This window comes from Pseudomonas sp. MT92, assembly GCF_058792515.1.
The window spans coordinates 368,551-384,811 of record NZ_JBXAFA010000004.1 but is presented as its reverse complement, the minus strand read 5'-3'; the positions used below and the strand labels follow the sequence as shown (position 1 = coordinate 384,811).

Sequence of the window (16,261 nt, the reverse complement as noted above, 5' to 3'; positions counted from 1 at the left end):
GAGCAAGTTCCCTCGTCACACGCGACTCTTCGCTCGTTCAATCTCTTAACTGATCGGCATTAACATTAATTAGGGGTGGTCTAAGCATAGGTGTTGGGCCAGGGGATGCATCGCTCATTCGGGCATTTTGCAGGATAGGCGACGGACGGGAGAACACGATTGTCCTGGTCAGTCGATAGGGTTCGATCCCAACGTCATTCAGCTTGGGCGTTGGCTTTGACATTTGATGTAAATCAAGTCTTGAACGTTTCAGGCTCCCAGAATCGGCCAACAACTTCAGCAGGCCGGGCGCTGGCGGAGAACTTCATGAGCGATTTTCTGAGTGATGAGCAACTGGAAGGGCTGGATGCCTATTGGCGGGCCTCCAATTATCTGGCTGTGGGGCAGATCTACCTCAAGGACAACCCTTTGCTGAACGTGCCCCTGACACAGGCACACATCAAACCGCGTTTGCTGGGCCATTGGGGCACGACGCCGGGACTCAACCTGATCTACACGCACCTCAACCGGCTGATCAATCAGTATGACCTCACGGTGCTCTTTGTCGCCGGCCCCGGCCATGGCGGGCCAGCGATTGTGGCGCAGACCTACCTCGAAGGCACCTACACCGAGCTTTACCCCTCGGTTGAGCGCAATGCCAACGGCCTGCTGCGCCTTTTTCGGCAGTTTTCCTGGCCATACGGGATCTCCAGCCATGTGTCGGCGCAGATTCCGGGCTCGATCCATGAAGGCGGCGAACTCGGCTATAGCCTGGCGCATGCCTATGGTGCCGCGTTTGATAACCCGGACCTGATCGTCGCCTGCGTGATCGGTGATGGCGAGGCCGAAACGGGTACGCTGGCGGCCAGTTGGCACTCCAACAAGTTCCTCAACCCCAGACGTGACGGCGCGGTGTTGCCCATCCTGCACCTCAATGGCTACAAGATCGCCAACCCGACGGTGCTCTCCAGCATCAGTGAGGATGAGTTGTCGGCCCTGATGTATGGCTATGGCTACGATCCCTATTTCGTTGAAGGCGATGATCCGGCGCAGGTGCATCAGGCCCTGGCCCGGACGCTGGATACGATGGTGCTGAAAATCCGCGAGATTCAGCGCGACGCGCGCCAGTCCCGACAGTCCGGCAGGCTGGAGCGGCCGCTTTGGCCCATGTTGGTGTTGCGCACCCCTAAAGGCTGGACCGGCCCGACATTCGTCGACGGCCATCGTGTCGAAGGGACCTGGCGCGCCCATCAGGTGCCCCTGGCCGATTTTCAGCAACCCGTTCATCTACAGCAGCTGGAGGCGTGGCTCAACAGCTACCGTCCCGGTGAGCTGTTTGATGCCAATGGCGCCTTGCTGCCCGAAATCGCCGCGCTGGCACCGACCGGGCATCGGCGCATGAGTGCCAATCCCCACGCCAACGGTGGCGGGCTGTTGCGCGCCCTGGACCTGCCGTCGTTCACCGACTATGCGGTGAAGCTCGAGGTTCCCGGCAGCGTGCGCGCCGAGGCCACGCGGGTACTGGGTACGTTTTTGCGCGACGTGATGAAAAACAATCTGGCCTCGAATAACTTCCGTCTGTTCGGTCCGGACGAAACAGCCTCGAACCGGCTGGATGCGGTCTACGAGGTCAGCGCCAAGGCATGGATGGAGCCGCTGGAGCCCGAGGATGTGAACCTGTCAGTCGATGGCCGGGTGATGGAGATCCTCAGCGAACAGGTGTGCGAGGGTTGGCTCGAAGGCTATTTGCTGACGGGGCGCCATGGCCTGCTGTCCTGTTACGAGGCGTTCATCCATATCGTCGATTCGATGGTCAATCAGCACGCCAAATGGCTGAAAACCGCCGCCGAGGTGCCATGGCGCAAGCCGGTTGCTTCGCTCAATTTTTTGCTGACGTCCCATGTCTGGCGTCAGGACCATAATGGCTTCTCCCACCAGGATCCGGGGTTCATCGATCTGGTGGCGAATAAAAAGTCAGACGTGGTGCGGATCTACTTGCCGCCCGATGCCAATTGCCTGTTGTCGGTGACGGACCATTGCCTGAAAAGTCGCAACTACATCAACGTCATCGTCGCCGGCAAGCAACCGGAGTGGCAGTGGCTGGATATTGATGCAGCGATCCGACATTGCCTGACGGGCATCGGTCGTTGGGACTGGGCATGCCGGGATGATCAGGACCCGGACGTGGTGATGGCCTGCGCCGGTGATGTGCCGACCCTGGAAACCCTGGCGGCGGTCACCTTATTGCGCGAGTACGTGCCTGATTTGCGCGTCAGGGTCATCAATGTGGTCGACTTGATGGTGCTGCAACCGTCCTTCCAGCACCCCCACGGTTTGCCTGACACGGCGTTCGATGAGCTGTTTACGGTCGATAAACCGGTGATTTTCGCCTTCCACGGCTATCCCGCGCTGATCCACCGCCTGCTGTACAAACGCACCAATCATGACAATTTTCACGTCCGCGGCTTCAAGGAGGAGGGCGCGACCACGACGCCGTTCGACATGGCCGTGATCAATAACCTGGATCGTTATCAACTGGCACTGGACGTCATTGAGCGAGTACCTCGCTTACATGATCAACTGCAAATCGCGCGGTCGCGGTATTGGTCGACGATGGAAAAACACAAGCTTTACCTGATCGAACACGGGCAAGACATGCCCGAGGTGCTGAACTGGCAGTGGACGCCTGTGGCCGTTGGCTGAGGCCCAGACGGGGCAGGGCGGTGATAGCGAGGGGCAACGTCCGGTCCTTCGCTATTTGCTCTTCCAGTACTTCTGCATTTCGAGAAAGAGAAACGAGGCCGTCCAGGTGATGAGTACCAGACCGGTCAACGCTTGCAGGCCGGTCAGGTACTTGAGATTGCCCACGGGTGAAATATCGCCGAAACCGATCGTCGTGTAGGTCGTGAAGGAAAAGTAGACACAGTCCATCAGCGAACCATCGAAGTTGCCTGTCAGGCCGCCCCATTCGCCGGAGCGCACCATCAGGTAATAGACCAGTGCAAAGCACCAGACTTCCATCGCGTGAGCCACCAGTGCGCCGAACACCCCGACGACAATCCTGAAGCGGCTCCAAAGCTTGAGTCGCGGAAGCCAGTCATTCAGGCGTAACAGGCATTCGTAGTGGATCACCACGACGACGATGACCACCAGCGTGTTGATCAAGGTGACTGCCAGCATGGAGGTTCTCCGGCGGTGACGGCTGCGTGGAGGTGCGCGCCAAGGGGGTCAACAAGACGGCTTGCTCAGGGCGATGTCGCCCACTGAGCCGGTGCCCTTTTCCTTCTGGACCTGGACTGTTTCGGCACTTCCCACTACAGGTCGCCAGAACCCGGTTCTGTTTTACGCCTGAGCAGGGCGAAGACATTGAGCTAAATCAACGAGGCTTGAGTGAGCCCCAGACAAATCGCTCGCGGGCCATGGCAACGCGCCGATATCACCCCTCTGCACAAAACGGATAGCGATATGCGCAAAGCGGATATTGCCGCTCTGCCGGTCTCAATACCCTTCATTTGCATCCCGCGTAACAGTGCTGTGCATGACGCGTAACAATGCGGCCGCCATCGGCGGACCCTTGCCTGCACCGCTCATGGCAGCACGCTGAAACGCCCGAACGAACAATAAAAAATAACAACAAGAGACCCATGCCATGCGAAAAATCGATGTACACGAGGTTATCGACAACGCACGCTTCAACCGCTTTCACTGGATGGTGTTGTTCTGGTGCGCCCTGATCATCATCTTCGACGGCTACGACCTGGTGATCTACGGGGTGGTGTTGCCGACGCTGATGAAAGAGTGGGGGCTGAGCCCGTTGGAGGCCGGGGCGCTGGGCAGTTATGCGCTGTTTGGCATGATGTTCGGTGCGCTGTTTTTCGGCCCGCTGTCGGACAAGATCGGGCGCAAGAAAACCATCACCCTTTGCGTGATGCTCTTCAGCGGCTTCACCGTGCTCAATGGCTTTGCCACGAGTCCCACGACCTTTGGCATCTGCCGGTTCATTGCCGGCCTTGGCATCGGCGGCGTCATGCCCAACGTGGTGGCGCTGATGAACGAGTACGCGCCGAAGAAAATTCGCAGCACCCTGGTCGCCATCATGTTCAGCGGTTATTCGGTGGGCGGCATGCTCTCGGCGGGCCTGGGGATCGTGCTGATTCCAAGCTTCGGTTGGCAGGCGGTGTTCTATGTGGCGGGGCTGCCTTTGCTGCTGTTGCCGCTGATCATGTACTTCCTGCCTGAGTCGGTGGGGTTCATGCTGCGCCAGGGCCGCAACGAGCAAGCGCGTGCTGTCTTGCAACGCGTTGACCCGGCCTATGTCGCCCAGGCCAGCGATACCCTGCACATGGCGGAAGTGAAGGGCACCGGCACGCCGGTACTGCAGCTGTTCCGCGAAGGCCGCGCCATGCGCACGCTGATGCTCTGGCTGGCGTTTTTCTGCTGCCTGTTGATGGTCTACGCCCTGAGTTCCTGGCTGCCGAAACTCATGGCCAACGCCGGTTACAGCCTGGGCTCAAGCTTGTCCTTCCTGCTGGTGTTGAACTTCGGCGCGATTTTCGGTGCGGTGGGCGGTGGCGTATTGGGCGACAAGCTCAATCTTCCAAGGGTGCTGGCGGTGTTCTTCGCCATTGCCGCGGTGTCGATCACCTTGCTCGGCTTCAAAAGCCCGACCCCTGTGTTGTACCTGCTGATCGCAATCGCCGGCGCCACCACCATCGGTTCGCAAATCCTGCTGTATGCCTGTGCCGCGCAGTTCTATTCCATGGCCATTCGTTCCACGGGGCTTGGCTGGGCGTCGGGGATCGGCCGTAACGGCGCCATTGTCGGCCCTTTGTTAGGCGGTGCGTTGCTGGGAATCAGTTTGCCGCTGCAACTCAACTTCATGGCGTTCGCCCTGCCGGGTGCGGTGGCCGCCCTCGCCATGACCCTGTACGCCATCAGCAGCGAGCGAAACGCCTCCAGGGTGACCGCGCCACTGTCCACGGCCAAGGCCTGAGTCCGCAAGGAGCTGTTTGATGAAAGGCTTGATGCGTGACTTTTCGCTGTCCGCTGCGGTGGCGGGCTTTATTGCCACGGTGATCTCGTATGCGGGCCCACTGGTGATCATTTTCCAGGCGGCGGACGCCGCGCATCTGTCTCGCGAGCTGTTGTCGTCCTGGGTCTGGGCGATCTCCATTGGCAGTGCGCTGCTGGGTATCGGCCTGAGCCTGCGCTACCGCGTGCCGATCATCATTGCCTGGTCGGCACCCGGCTCGGCCCTGCTGGTGGCATTGCTGCCGGGCATCTCGATGAACGAGGCCGTCGGTGCCTATCTGCTGAGCAGTCTGATTATCTTTCTGGTCGGCATCTCGGGCGCCTTCGACCGCGTTATCAGCAAGCTGCCCGGCGCCATCGCAGCGGCCATGCTGGCGGGGATTCTGTTGCGTTTCGGCACTGGCCTGTTCGTGTCATTGCAAGGCCAGCCCGGGTTGGTGCTGGCCATGTTCGTCACCTACCTGGTGTGCAAACGGCTGCTGCCGCGTTACGCGGTGATGGCGGTACTGGTGGTGGGCTGTGCCATCGCCATGCTCACCGGCCAATTGCACCGCGAAGCCCTGGTGATCGGCCTGGCGACGCCGGTTTGGGTCACCCCGCAGTTCAGTCTGAGTGCAACCTTGAACGTCGCCTTGCCACTGGTGATGGTGGCGCTGACCGGGCAGTTCGTGCCGGGCATGGCCGTGTTGCGCGCCTCGGGTTACGCCACGCCGGCCAGTCCGATCATCGCCTGCAGCGCGCTGGGCACGGCGCTGTTGGCGCCGTTTGGTTGCCATGGCCTCAACCTGGCGGCGATCACTGCCGCCATCTGCACTGGCCGCGAGGCCCACGAAGACCCGGGCAAACGCTACGTCGCCGGTGTGGTCGGCGGTCTCTGTTACCTGGTACTGGGCATCTTTGGTGCGACCCTGGTGTCGTTGTTTGCCGCTTTCCCCAAAGAACTGATCGCCGCCCTGGCGGGCCTGGCCCTGTTCGCTGCCATTGCCGGCGCCCTGGCCAATGCCATGGCCGTACCCCATGACCGCGAAGCGGCGCTGGTGACGTTCCTCACCACCGCCTCGGGCATGTCGCTGTTCGGCTTGTCCGCCGCGTTCTGGGGGCTGATTTTCGGCATCGCCGCGCACCTGCTGTCGGGTGCGCGGCGGCCGCCCCATGCCACCTCCAGCAGCGTCCGGGAGGTGGCGCGCTGACCTTTATCCGCCACGCCTTACCTATTCATAACAACAATAAGAGCACACCGATGAAGTCAACCATTCATGCAACTCGTACGCTTTTGTCCACGGCTGTCGCCTTGGGTTGTTCCAGCCAGTTGATGGCCGCCGAGGGCGGTTTTATCGAGGACGCCACCGCCACCTTGCAGGCACGCAATTACTACTTCAGCCGGGACTTTTCGGACATTGTCGGCGCTAACCGGCAGTCGAAGGCCGAGGAGTGGGCCCAGGGCTTTATCCTCAACGCCAAGTCCGGTTACACCCAAGGGACGATCGGCGTTGGCGTCGATGTCATCGGCCTGCTCGGGCTCAAGCTCGACAGCAGCCCGGACCGGGTCAATACCGGCCTGTTACCGGTGCAAAGCGATGGTCGCGCGGCCGATGACTACAGCCGCGTGGAAGGCACGCTGAAACTGCGTTACTCGAAAACCGAACTGCGCGTTGGCGAGCTGCAACCGAACTTGCCGGTGCTGGTGTTCAGTGACATCCGCCTGCTGCCGCCAAGCTACCAGGGGGCCAGCATCACGTCCGGCGAGATCAATGGCCTGACGTTGCAAGGCGGTCATCTGACTTCCACTCACCTGCGCAACGAGGCCGGCGACGAGAAGATGCAAGCGATGCTCAGCTACGTGCCTCAGCGTCAGGCCAGCAGTGACGCGTTCAACTATGGTGGCGGCGATTACGCCTTCAACGACAAACACACCAGCGTCAGTGCCTGGTACGGGCAACTGGAAGACATCTACCATCAAGGCTTCCTGGGCCTGAAACACAGCCAGCCCTTGGGCAGTTGGACCCTGGGCGCCAACCTCGGCTATTTCGATGCCAGGGAGGATGGCAAGAAGCTGTTGGGCAATATCGACAACCAGGCGTTCTTCTCCCTGTTGTCGGCCAAGTACGGCGGCCATACCTTCTACGTCGGCTATCAGGGCATGTTTGGTGAAAGCGCGTTCCCTCGGGTATTTGCCAACATCTCGCCGCTGGGCAACGAAGTGCCAACCTATGAATTTGCCTCTACCGACGAGCGCTCCTGGCAGGCGCGCTACGACTACGACTTCGCCGCCCTCGGCGTGCCGGGCCTGACCAGCACCGTGCGCTACATCACCGGCAACAACGTCGAGACCGGCAAGGGCTTTGAAGGCAAGGACCGTGAACGCGACCTGGACCTCGGTTACGTCGTGCAGAGCGGCACCTTCGCGGGGCTTGGGATCCGGGTGCGCAATGCCATGGCGCGCTCCAATTACCGCACCGATATCGACGAGAACCGACTGATCCTGAGCTACACCTGGACGTTGCTGTGAGCCAACTGGGGGCGAGTATGAGCAATAAAGCCTGGGCACGACTGGCCCTGATTACAGCCGGCGGCGCAGTGGTGCTGCTCGCTGCCGGCAACGGCATGCACCTGATGTATGCGGGCATCATCGACCTGTTGCTGCTGGCGGCGGCGGTGCTTTATCAGCGTCAGCCGGTGCGCGTGGTCGAGGTGCTCGTGGAGCGGGAGCCGGATCCCGTGGTGTCCAGTGCACCGGTCCCGCTGCCGTCATTGCCGGTGGTCGAGCCGGCCTGGCCGGGCGCCGAGGTCAAGGTGGCACTTGAACACTTGACTCAAGTGGTGCAGCAGACTGAAGACGACATGCACTTTGCCAACCAACTGGCGCGTGGCGCGGGCGAGCGGGTACAGGCCAGCGCCGTGAGCATGCAGTCTTCGGCTGCCGTGCTGGGGGATCTTGATCAGTACCTGCAGCGCCTGGATCAGGTGTTCGATGAGCTGGGCAGCCAGTCGGTACGCATCGGTGCGATTGTCGGCAGCATCCAGGACATCGCCCGGCAGACCAACCTGTTGGCACTCAACGCCGCGATCGAAGCCGCGCGGGCCGGTGACCATGGCCGCGGTTTTGCCGTGGTGGCGGACGAGGTGCGCAATCTGTCGCGCCAGGCAGCGGACTCCAGTGCGCAGATCCGGCAGATCGCGACAGGTCTGGAAAAGTCGGCGCAGGATGCCCGTCAGGGCCTTGAACAACTGACCGATTCGACGCGTTTGGGCCTGGACAAGGCCGAGGTCGCGTTGCAGTCGATGGGGGAGTTACGCAGTGGCGCGGTGGCCAGGCTGGAGGTGGTCGAACGCGTCATGCAGCGGTTGGCCAATTTGCACGAGTTGGCCCTGCAGGCCACCCGGATAGCAGCGTGAACGAGGTGCCTTTGCGGTCTCTCACACGCCCGAGCAACTGCCCATCACGTTGTAGGTCAACTGGTGGGTTTCACCCTGATGATCGATGTAGACCATGGTCGCCGGTACGACGTCGCAGGCAGTCGAGGTATCGGTCACCGAGATGACCTTTGCGATATCCAGGGATGGAGGTGTTGTGGCCGGGTTGCCTTCACCGGCCATGACGGCGGTCGTGGTCAGGGCCAACAGGACGCTTAACAAAGTCTTCATGGTTTCTTCTCCGTGGTGTTTCGATGAGTCAATTCTATTCTTCTACAGATAGGGATAAAGAGGGCCGTACTTGATGCAGCGTTACATCAGATGCAACAGTCATTGTCGCCGGAGGGTCCATGGACTTGCTTAACAGCCTGCGCGTATTTGTACGTGTAGCCGATGCAGGCAGCTTTACCACCGCCGCACAGGCGCTGGACTTTTCCACGGCGCAAGTGTCTCGGCTTGTGGCGGATCTTGAGCAGCACGTGCAGGCGCGTCTGTTGCAGCGCACCACCCGCCGTTTGAGCCTGACCGAAGCCGGCGAACGCTTCCTGTTGCGGGCGCGGCAAATACTGGATGACATGGCCGAGGCCACCGCAGAAGCCCGTGGCGCTCACCTGGAGCCCAATGGCCGGTTGCGTCTGCACTGTTTGACCGGGCTGGGTGTGCTGATGACGCCGCTGATTGCCCGCTACTGCGAGCTCTATCCGGACGTGGTGGTCGAGTTGACCTTGTCGCAACGCAACCCCGACCCCCTTGAAGACGGCCACGACGTAGTCATCTCCATTGCCCATGAATTGGCGGATTCACAATTCGTTGCCCAAACGGTAGGGTGCATCTTCAGCATGCCTTGCGCATCGCCTGCGTACATCGCGCGTCGGGGCCTGCCCACCCGCCCCGAACAACTGAATGAACATTGCTGCCTGCGCATGATCGACCCGTTGTACGGCGATGAGTGGGTGTTCCGTGACGAGCAGGGTGAGCATTGCGTGGTGCCCGGCAAGACCTTCCAGAGCAACGTTCCCGAGGCGATGGTCAATGCGTCGGAGGCCGGGATGGGCATCAGCCTGTTGCCGTTCTACACCGCCACCCGGTCGCTGCGCGAGGGCACCTTGCTGCGCCTGCTGGGCGACCACCGGCTCAGGGAGCGCAACGTCTATGCACTCTATCCTTCCAAGCGTTTTCTGGATGCCAAGGTCAGGACCTGGGTGGACTTTCTCAAGGCCGAGTTGCCCGGGCTTTTTTCCGGACATGAGGTCATCGCGAACGATGTTCGGTATTGGGGGGTGGACTGCAGAGCAAGTCTGTTGAACGGACCGACATGAGCGCTCGTTACAGCGGCTTGCCAGGACAGCCAGGCTTTACACCTGGCTTCTGCCAGGCATGTCGATGCCGTGCTGATGCACCCGCCGATACAGGGTTGCCCGGGAAATGCCCAACGCCTTGGCAGCGGCGGTGGGTTTCCAGCGGTGGCGGACCAGGGCGTCGAGCAGCGCCTGGCGTTCCGGGCTCGCGCAGCCATCAATGGTGGGGCCATCAAGTCTGTGATCCCGCAGCTGCTCGGGTAAATGGCTGACCTGAATCAGGTTTGAATCGCACACCGCACAGGCATAACGCAGCACGTTCCGTAACTGGCGTACGTTACCTGGCCAGCGGTAGCCAAGCAGGCATTCCAGAGCCGCACCGCCCAGTTGCATCGGTTCCGCGCAACGCGTCGATTCTTCAGCGAGAATCCGGTTGATCAGCGCCAGCCGGTCAGTGCGCTCGCGCAAAGGCGGTAACTGGAAGCGTGCACCATTCAAACGAAAGTAGAGGTCTTCGCGAAACTCGCCCGCGGCGACCAATCCTTCCAGATCGCGGTGGCTCGCGCAGATGACCTGAAGGTCGATCGCTCTGCTCCGTGAAGCGCCCAGAGGCGCCACTTCACCCTCCGCCAGCACCCGCAGCAGCCGGGTTTGCAAGGGCAGGGGCATGTCGCCGATTTCATCGAGAAACAGAGTGCCGCCATCGGCTTGTTCCAGCAGACCTTGCATGCCCTTGCTCAAGGCACCTGTGAAGGCACCGGCGACATAGCCAAATAATTCGCTTTCGATCAGGTTCTCGGGGATCGCCGCGCAGTTCACCGCAACGAACGGCCGCTCGCGGCGCTGACTGGCCTGGTGCAGCTGACGGGCGAAGACTTCCTTGCCGGAGCCGGTCTCGCCCTGGATCAGCACCGGCAGGTTGCGGTCTTTAACCCGCACGGCAAGGCGCAGGCTTTCTTCCAGTCGCGGGTCGAGTTCGGCGGGTGTCAGTGCCAGTCGCGGAGCGCTGTGTTTCACCCGCCGTGGCACGTTCAGGCGACCGTGCAATTGCGTGTGGCCAACCTGGCTGTGCAACAGGCACAGCGACTCGTCACTGATCCGATGCAGCAGCTGCTGATCGAACACCTGGCCAATGTGTTCCGGCAGTTGACCAAAGCTGTGCAACAGCCATTGCCGCGCAGCGGGGTTCAAGGCCTGCAAGCAGCCGTCGTCGTCCCAGGCAAGCAAGTAATCGGGTTGACTGTCGACGTAGCCCGGGCTGCCGTGGGCCCGCAGCACCCAGTAACCCTGGGCGCTGCTCATGAAAAATGCCTGTTCGATTTCACGCGCGCTCTGCACCACCATCTGCCGGATCAGGTGTTGGGAGCGGCGGTCGTCGGGTGAGCGCACCGCCGACACATCGAGCACTCCGAGCAGTTCGCCCTTGGGGTCGAAGACCGGCGCTGCAGAGCAGGTGAGTCCGATAAACGCGGCGCGAAAATGATCGCGTTTGTGAACAGTGACCGGCGTTCGCGCAGTCAGTACCGCCGCCACGCCACACGTACCTTCCTCACCTTCCGACCAGCAGGTGCCGAGGTAAAGACCGGCCTTGCGGCAGTCATTGCGGATGGCGGTTTCGACGCGGTAGTCGATGGTCTGGCCCTGAGCGTCTGTGAGCAGCACGCAGTAGTCGGCATCGCGGACCCGACCGTGGAGGCGGGCGACTTCTTCACTGGCGATGCGCAAGAACAACTCGGAGCGCTCGCGGCATTCCTGCAACACGTTCTGCGAGAGGATCCGTGGTCCTTGTAGCGAGCCGGGATCCAGGTGGTGTTGCTCCATGGAGCGCCGCCAGGAGTCGAGAATCAGGTCCGACACGGGCAGTTGCGGCAGGTGCCCGGCATTCTTCAAAACACGGCTGACGCAATCCACATGCGCCTTTGAGTGTGCGGAAAGCATTAAGGCCTCCGGTTCCATCTTCTTTTAGTTGTGCGGCTATTAAGCGCCGTTCATTGGCCACAGACAAGTGTCGGGTCAACCGGGGCCGGCGGTGAGACGCGACGTCTCACGGTCTCGCCGCCACCTCGTGCAGCCTGACATGACGCGTCTCATCCGGGACGGATTCCGGTCATCCATGGGTGACCACCGGAACGCTCTACGGCGCGGTTATGCAGGCGTTTTTGCAGACTTGGCACCGGCCTTGCTCTTGCACTGGCAACCAGCCCGACTGGCCACCCAATAATAAAAAGAGGTGCCCGATGTCCTGCCCAAACCCTTTCCCTGATCTGCCGTTGGTGGCGTCATGAGTCGTGCGCCGCTGACCGTAGGCATCATTGCCAACCCGGCCTCCGGCCGCGACGTGCGGCGACTGACCGCCAACGCCGGGTTGTTTTCCAGCACCGACAAGGTCTCGGTGATCCAGCGCTTGCTGGCGGCCTTTGGCGCCACGGGTGTCGACCGGGTGCTGATGCCCACGGACATGACTGGCATTGCCGCCGCCGTGCTGAAAAACAGCCACGGCCGCCAGGCGCGCAGCAGTCACTGGCCAGCCCTGGAGTTCCTCGACCTGACCCTGCGCCAAAGCGTCGAGGACACCCGCCTCGCGGCACGCTGGATGGCCGAACGCGGCGTTGCGCTGATTGCCGTGCTGGGCGGTGACGGCACTCACAAGGCGGTGGCCGCTGAAGTGGGCGACATTCCGCTGCTGACGCTGTCCACCGGCACCAATAACGCCTTCCCGGAATTACGTGAAGCCACCAGCGCCGGGTTGGCCGGCGGACTGTTTGTCAGTGGGCGGATTCCGACCGGGATCGCCTTGCGCCGCAACAAACGCTTGCTGGTGCGCGAGCCGAGTCGTGGCCTGTGCGAAATGGCCCTGGTGGACGTGGCGGTGTCCTCGCTGCCCTTTGTCGGCGCACGGGCCATCAGTCGTGGGACCGATCTGGCCGAGGTGTTCGTGACTTTCGCCGAACCTCAATCCATTGGCATCTCGGCCCTTTGCGGCTTGTGGTTCCCCGTGTCACGTCAGGCGCCTGGCGGAGCCTGGATGCGACTTGATGCGCGATCGCCCGAAGCGCTGCTGGTGCCGCTGGCGCCGGGCCTGCTGCAAGGCTGCGGTGTGCTCGCGGCTGGAAGTCTTGAACCCGGGGTCGCCCATCGTCTGTGCCTGGCCAGCGGAACCCTCGCCCTGGATGGCGAGCGCGAGATCGAATTCAACGCCCATGACCGGCCCACGGTCACGCTCGATGCCGGCGGTCCGCTGAGCATCGATGTCAATGCGACCCTGGCCCATGCCGCGCAACAGCGACTACTGGCCATCGGCCGCGAGCACCCGCAACACCCTCTGAACCTTGAATCACAAGACACCCTGGAGAATAAAAATGTCGACACAGCTGACCGCTGATCAATTGCTGCATGCCTATCAGGTGATGCGCACCATCCGCGTCTTTGAAGAGCGCCTGCACGTGGAATTCGCCACCGGTGAGATTCCCGGTTTTGTCCATCTGTACGCCGGCGAAGAAGCCTCGGCCGCCGGGGTCATGGCCCACTTGGGTGATGACGATTGCATTGCCTCCAACCACCGTGGTCACGGCCACTGCATCGCCAAAGGCGTCGATGTGTACGGAATGATGGCCGAGATCTACGGCAAGAAAACCGGGGTCTGCCAAGGCAAGGGCGGCTCCATGCACATCGCCGATTTCGAGAAGGGCATGCTCGGTGCCAATGGCATTGTGGGGGCCGGAGCGCCGCTGGTCGTGGGCGCGGCCCTGGCCGCCAAACTCAAGGGGACTGACAGTGTTGCGGTGGTGTTCTTTGGTGACGGTGGTTCCAACGAAGGGGCGGTGTTCGAAGCGATGAACATGGCCTCGGTGTGGAATCTGCCGTGCCTGTTCATTGCCGAGAACAACGGTTACGCCGAAGCCACGGCCTCCAACTGGTCGGTGGCCTGCGATCACATCGCCGACCGCGCAGCCGGCTTCGGCATGCCAGGCGTCACCGTGGACGGCTTCGACTTCTTCGCCGTTCACGAAGCCGCCGGTGCCGCCGTGGAGCGGGCCAGGGCCGGGGAGGGGCCGTCGCTGATCGAGGTCAAGCTGACGCGCTATTACGGTCACTTTGAGGGCGACGCCCAGACCTATCGGGCGCCGGACGAGGTCAAGCATTTCCGCGAACACAACGACTGTTTGATGCAGTTCCGTGACCGCGTCACCCGTGCCGGGCGGGTGCAGGCCAGCCAGTTGGACCAGATCGACAGCGAGGTGGACCTTCTGATCGAGAACGCCGTGCGCAAGGCCAAGTCCGACCCCAAGCCGAGCGCGGCCGATCTGCTATCCGACGTCTACGTTTCCTATCCCTGAACGCCCCCTATAACAAGAATCGAGACCTTCATCATGGCGAGAAAAATCAGTTATCAGCAAGCAATCAACGAAGCGCTGGCCCAGGAAATGCGCCGCGATCCCAGTGTGTTCATCATGGGGGAGGACGTCGCCGGCGGTGCCGGTGCCCCCGGTGAAAACGATGCCTGGGGCGGGGTGCTGGGCGTGACCAAGGGCCTCTATCACCAGTTCCCCGGGCGCGTGCTGGACACGCCATTGTCGGAGTTGGGCTATGTCGGTGCTGCCGTGGGCGCCGCGACCTGTGGCGTGCGCCCGGTGTGTGAGTTGATGTTCGTCGATTTCGCCGGTTGCTGCCTGGACCAGATCCTCAATCAGGCGGCCAAGTTTCGCTACATGTTCGGTGGCAAGGCGGCCACGCCACTGGTGATCCGCACGATGGTCGGTGCCGGGTTGCGGGCCGCCGCCCAGCACTCGCAGATGCTGACCTCGTTGTGGACCCACATTCCGGGGCTGAAAGTGGTCTGCCCGTCGTCTCCTTATGACGCCAAGGGTTTGCTTATCCAGGCGATCCGCGACAACGACCCGGTGATCTTCTGTGAACACAAAATGCTTTACAGCATGCAGGGTGAAGTACCGGAAGAGCTCTATACCATCCCTTTCGGTGAAGCCAATTTCCTGCGTGACGGCAAGGATGTGACGCTGGTCTCCTATGGCCGTACGGTCAACACCGCAATGGACGCCGCCCGCAATCTGGCCGCGCGTGGCATCGACTGCGAGGTGATCGACCTGCGCACCACCAGCCCGCTGGACGAAGACAGTATTTTGGAAAGTGTGGAGAAGACCGGACGCCTGGTGGTCATCGACGAAGCCAACCCGCGTTGCTCCATGGCGACTGATATTTCGGCGTTGGTGGCGCAAAAAGCATTCGCCTCGCTCAAGGCACCGATCGAGATGGTGACTGCACCGCATACGCCGGTTCCGTTCTCCGATGCTCTGGAAGACCTCTACATTCCCGACGCGGCGAAGATCGAGAACGCCGTGCTCAAGCTGATCGAGTGGAGCAAGCGTTCATGAGCCAGATCCATACGTTGACCATGCCCAAGTGGGGCCTGTCCATGACTGAGGGCCGGGTCGATGTCTGGCTCAAGGAGGAGGGCCAGGCCATCGCCAAGGGCGACGAAGTGCTGGACGTCGAAACCGACAAAATCTCCAGCAGTGTCGAGGCGCCTTTTTCCGGGGTGCTTCGTCGGCAGATCGCCCGCCAGGATGAAACCCTCGCGGTGGGGGCGTTGCTCGGCATCGTGGTCGATGGCGAGGCCAGCGAGGTCGAGATCGATGCGGTTATCGAACAGTTTCAGGCCACGTTCGTGCCCGGGGGCAGTGCCGAAGAAGACCTGGGGCCGAAGCCGCAAAAGGTCGAGCTGGACGGGCGGTTGATCCGTTACTTCGAGCGCGGCGAAGGCGGGGTGCCGTTGGTACTGGTGCACGGCTTTGGCGGTGACCTGAACAATTGGATGTTCAATCACGAAGCATTGGCCGCCGGGCGTCGGGTGATTGCTCTGGACCTGCCGGGCCATGGCGAGTCGACCAAACAGCTGGAGCGCGGAGACCTGGATGAGCTGAGCAGCGCAGTGCTGGCACTGCTTGATCACCTGGACATTCCCGTCGCGCATCTGGTGGGGCATTCCATGGGCGGAGCGGTGTCGCTGAACATGGCGCGTCTGGCACCGCAACGGGTACGGACCTTGACCTTGATCGGCAGCGCGGGTCTGGGGGAGGGTATCAACGGCGAATATCTGGAAGGCTTTGTCGAGGCGGCCAACCGCAATGCCCTCAAGCCACAGTTGATGAAACTGTTCTCCAATCCCGATCTGGTCAACCGGCAGATGCTCGAAGACATGCTCAAGTACAAGCGTCTGGAAGGCGTGGGCGAGGCCCTGCGCCTGCTGGTATCAGGCTTGTTCAAAGATGGATCGCAACAGCTCGATCTGCGGGGCGTGGTGCAAGACGGCCAGCAGCCGGTATTGCTGATCTGGGGCAGTGACGATGCGATTATTCCGGTGAACCATAGCGTCGGGCTGAACGCCCAGGTCGAGGTCCTGCCTGGTCAGGCACACATGGTGCAGATGGAAGCGGCCGAGCAAGTGAACCCATTGATTCTGAAGTTTGTGCAACAGCACTGACGCCCCTCCTGGCGGCCTCTCGCGGGCTGCCAGGAGCAAC

12 protein-coding genes and 1 pseudogene are annotated in these 16,261 nt (G+C 61.6%); 10 read left to right on the top strand and 3 right to left on the bottom strand.

Going from position 1 to position 16,261, the window contains the following annotated elements; all coding sequences use genetic code 11:
• The first annotated feature begins 306 nt into the window (after nucleotides 1-306).
• A complete protein-coding gene (locus AC1Q6D_RS10055; RefSeq protein WP_103403199.1) occupies nucleotides 307-2,682 on the top strand; it encodes a phosphoketolase family protein in 2,376 nt (791 codons plus the stop codon).
• A gap of 51 nt (nucleotides 2,683-2,733) precedes the next feature.
• Here AC1Q6D_RS10055 and AC1Q6D_RS10050 read toward each other — a convergent pair whose 3' ends face one another.
• Nucleotides 2,734-3,159 carry a potassium channel family protein gene (locus AC1Q6D_RS10050; RefSeq protein ID WP_103403198.1) on the bottom strand — a complete coding sequence of 142 codons (426 nt, stop codon included), beginning with the start codon at nucleotides 3,157-3,159 and terminating at the stop codon, nucleotides 2,734-2,736.
• 469 nt (nucleotides 3,160-3,628) lie between these two features.
• On the opposite strand from AC1Q6D_RS10050, the gene AC1Q6D_RS10045 reads away from it, so the two are divergent.
• The 4 genes and pseudogenes from AC1Q6D_RS10045 to AC1Q6D_RS10030 form a co-directional block, all read left to right on the top strand.
• Nucleotides 3,629-4,972 (top strand): aromatic acid/H+ symport family MFS transporter, encoded by a 1,344-nt coding sequence (locus tag AC1Q6D_RS10045; protein ID WP_047528959.1) that lies wholly within the window; start codon nucleotides 3,629-3,631, stop codon nucleotides 4,970-4,972.
• 19 nt (nucleotides 4,973-4,991) lie between these two features.
• Nucleotides 4,992-6,200 (top strand): benzoate/H(+) symporter BenE family transporter, encoded by a 1,209-nt coding sequence (locus tag AC1Q6D_RS10040; protein ID WP_103403197.1) that lies wholly within the window; start codon nucleotides 4,992-4,994, stop codon nucleotides 6,198-6,200.
• A gap of 50 nt (nucleotides 6,201-6,250) precedes the next feature.
• Nucleotides 6,251-7,519: an OprD family porin gene (locus AC1Q6D_RS10035; protein ID WP_103403196.1), complete on the top strand. Its 1,269-nt coding sequence runs from the start codon at nucleotides 6,251-6,253 to the stop codon at nucleotides 7,517-7,519.
• Between the two features lie 485 nt (nucleotides 7,520-8,004).
• Nucleotides 8,005-8,406, top strand: a pseudogene (locus AC1Q6D_RS10030) (methyl-accepting chemotaxis protein); the annotation flags it as partial.
• 21 nt (nucleotides 8,407-8,427) lie between these two features.
• Here the strand turns inward: AC1Q6D_RS10030 and AC1Q6D_RS10025 are convergent.
• Nucleotides 8,428-8,655 (bottom strand): DUF2790 domain-containing protein, encoded by a 228-nt coding sequence (locus tag AC1Q6D_RS10025; protein WP_047528965.1) that lies wholly within the window; start codon nucleotides 8,653-8,655, stop codon nucleotides 8,428-8,430.
• 119 nt (nucleotides 8,656-8,774) lie between these two features.
• Between AC1Q6D_RS10025 and AC1Q6D_RS10020 the strand changes: the two genes are divergently transcribed.
• A complete protein-coding gene (locus tag AC1Q6D_RS10020) occupies nucleotides 8,775-9,743 on the top strand; it encodes a LysR family transcriptional regulator (RefSeq protein ID WP_103403195.1) in 969 nt (322 codons plus the stop codon).
• Between the two features lie 36 nt (nucleotides 9,744-9,779).
• On the opposite strand, the gene AC1Q6D_RS10015 is transcribed toward AC1Q6D_RS10020, so the two are convergent.
• Entirely contained in the window at nucleotides 9,780-11,660 is a 1,881-nt protein-coding gene (locus tag AC1Q6D_RS10015) for a sigma-54-dependent Fis family transcriptional regulator (RefSeq protein WP_103403194.1), read from the bottom strand.
• 343 nt (nucleotides 11,661-12,003) lie between these two features.
• Here AC1Q6D_RS10015 and AC1Q6D_RS10010 point away from each other — a divergent pair, with 343 nt between their 5' ends.
• From AC1Q6D_RS10010 to AC1Q6D_RS09995, 4 genes are read left to right on the top strand one after another with little or no spacing between them, the layout of a single operon-like run.
• Nucleotides 12,004-13,104, top strand: a complete 1,101-nt coding sequence (locus tag AC1Q6D_RS10010) for an ATP-NAD kinase family protein (RefSeq protein ID WP_103403193.1) — start codon at nucleotides 12,004-12,006, stop codon at nucleotides 13,102-13,104.
• Nucleotides 13,082-14,059, top strand: coding sequence for a thiamine pyrophosphate-dependent dehydrogenase E1 component subunit alpha (locus AC1Q6D_RS10005; protein ID WP_047529008.1), 978 nt, complete (start codon nucleotides 13,082-13,084; stop codon nucleotides 14,057-14,059). Before AC1Q6D_RS10010 ends, AC1Q6D_RS10005 begins: the two co-directional genes overlap by 23 nt.
• 33 nt (nucleotides 14,060-14,092) lie before the next feature.
• Nucleotides 14,093-15,112 carry an alpha-ketoacid dehydrogenase subunit beta gene (locus AC1Q6D_RS10000; RefSeq protein ID WP_047529010.1) on the top strand — a complete coding sequence of 340 codons (1,020 nt, stop codon included), beginning with the start codon at nucleotides 14,093-14,095 and terminating at the stop codon, nucleotides 15,110-15,112.
• Nucleotides 15,109-16,221, top strand: a complete 1,113-nt coding sequence (locus AC1Q6D_RS09995) for an acetoin dehydrogenase dihydrolipoyllysine-residue acetyltransferase subunit (RefSeq protein WP_103403192.1) — start codon at nucleotides 15,109-15,111, stop codon at nucleotides 16,219-16,221. Before AC1Q6D_RS10000 ends, AC1Q6D_RS09995 begins: the two co-directional genes overlap by 4 nt.
• The last annotated feature ends 40 nt before the right edge of the window (nucleotides 16,222-16,261 follow it).

What these genes read in the sequence shown, in the direction of transcription:
- AC1Q6D_RS10040 (WP_103403197.1), top strand. Translation starts at nt 4,992, where the DNA reads ATGAAAGGCTTGATGCGTGACTTTTCGCTGTCCGCTGCGGTGGCGGGC.
- AC1Q6D_RS10025 (WP_047528965.1), bottom strand. Translation starts at nt 8,655, where the DNA reads ATGAAGACTTTGTTAAGCGTCCTGTTGGCCCTGACCACGACCGCCGTC.
- AC1Q6D_RS09995 (WP_103403192.1), top strand. Translation starts at nt 15,109, where the DNA reads ATGAGCCAGATCCATACGTTGACCATGCCCAAGTGGGGCCTGTCCATG.
- AC1Q6D_RS10010 (WP_103403193.1), top strand. Translation starts at nt 12,004, where the DNA reads ATGAGTCGTGCGCCGCTGACCGTAGGCATCATTGCCAACCCGGCCTCC.
- AC1Q6D_RS10005 (WP_047529008.1), top strand. Translation starts at nt 13,082, where the DNA reads ATGTCGACACAGCTGACCGCTGATCAATTGCTGCATGCCTATCAGGTG.
- AC1Q6D_RS10015 (WP_103403194.1), bottom strand. Translation starts at nt 11,660, where the DNA reads ATGCTTTCCGCACACTCAAAGGCGCATGTGGATTGCGTCAGCCGTGTT.
- AC1Q6D_RS10050 (WP_103403198.1), bottom strand. Translation starts at nt 3,159, where the DNA reads ATGCTGGCAGTCACCTTGATCAACACGCTGGTGGTCATCGTCGTCGTG.
- AC1Q6D_RS10000 (WP_047529010.1), top strand. Translation starts at nt 14,093, where the DNA reads ATGGCGAGAAAAATCAGTTATCAGCAAGCAATCAACGAAGCGCTGGCC.
- AC1Q6D_RS10035 (WP_103403196.1), top strand. Translation starts at nt 6,251, where the DNA reads ATGAAGTCAACCATTCATGCAACTCGTACGCTTTTGTCCACGGCTGTC.
- AC1Q6D_RS10045 (WP_047528959.1), top strand. Translation starts at nt 3,629, where the DNA reads ATGCGAAAAATCGATGTACACGAGGTTATCGACAACGCACGCTTCAAC.
- AC1Q6D_RS10020 (WP_103403195.1), top strand. Translation starts at nt 8,775, where the DNA reads ATGGACTTGCTTAACAGCCTGCGCGTATTTGTACGTGTAGCCGATGCA.
- AC1Q6D_RS10055 (WP_103403199.1), top strand. Translation starts at nt 307, where the DNA reads ATGAGCGATTTTCTGAGTGATGAGCAACTGGAAGGGCTGGATGCCTAT.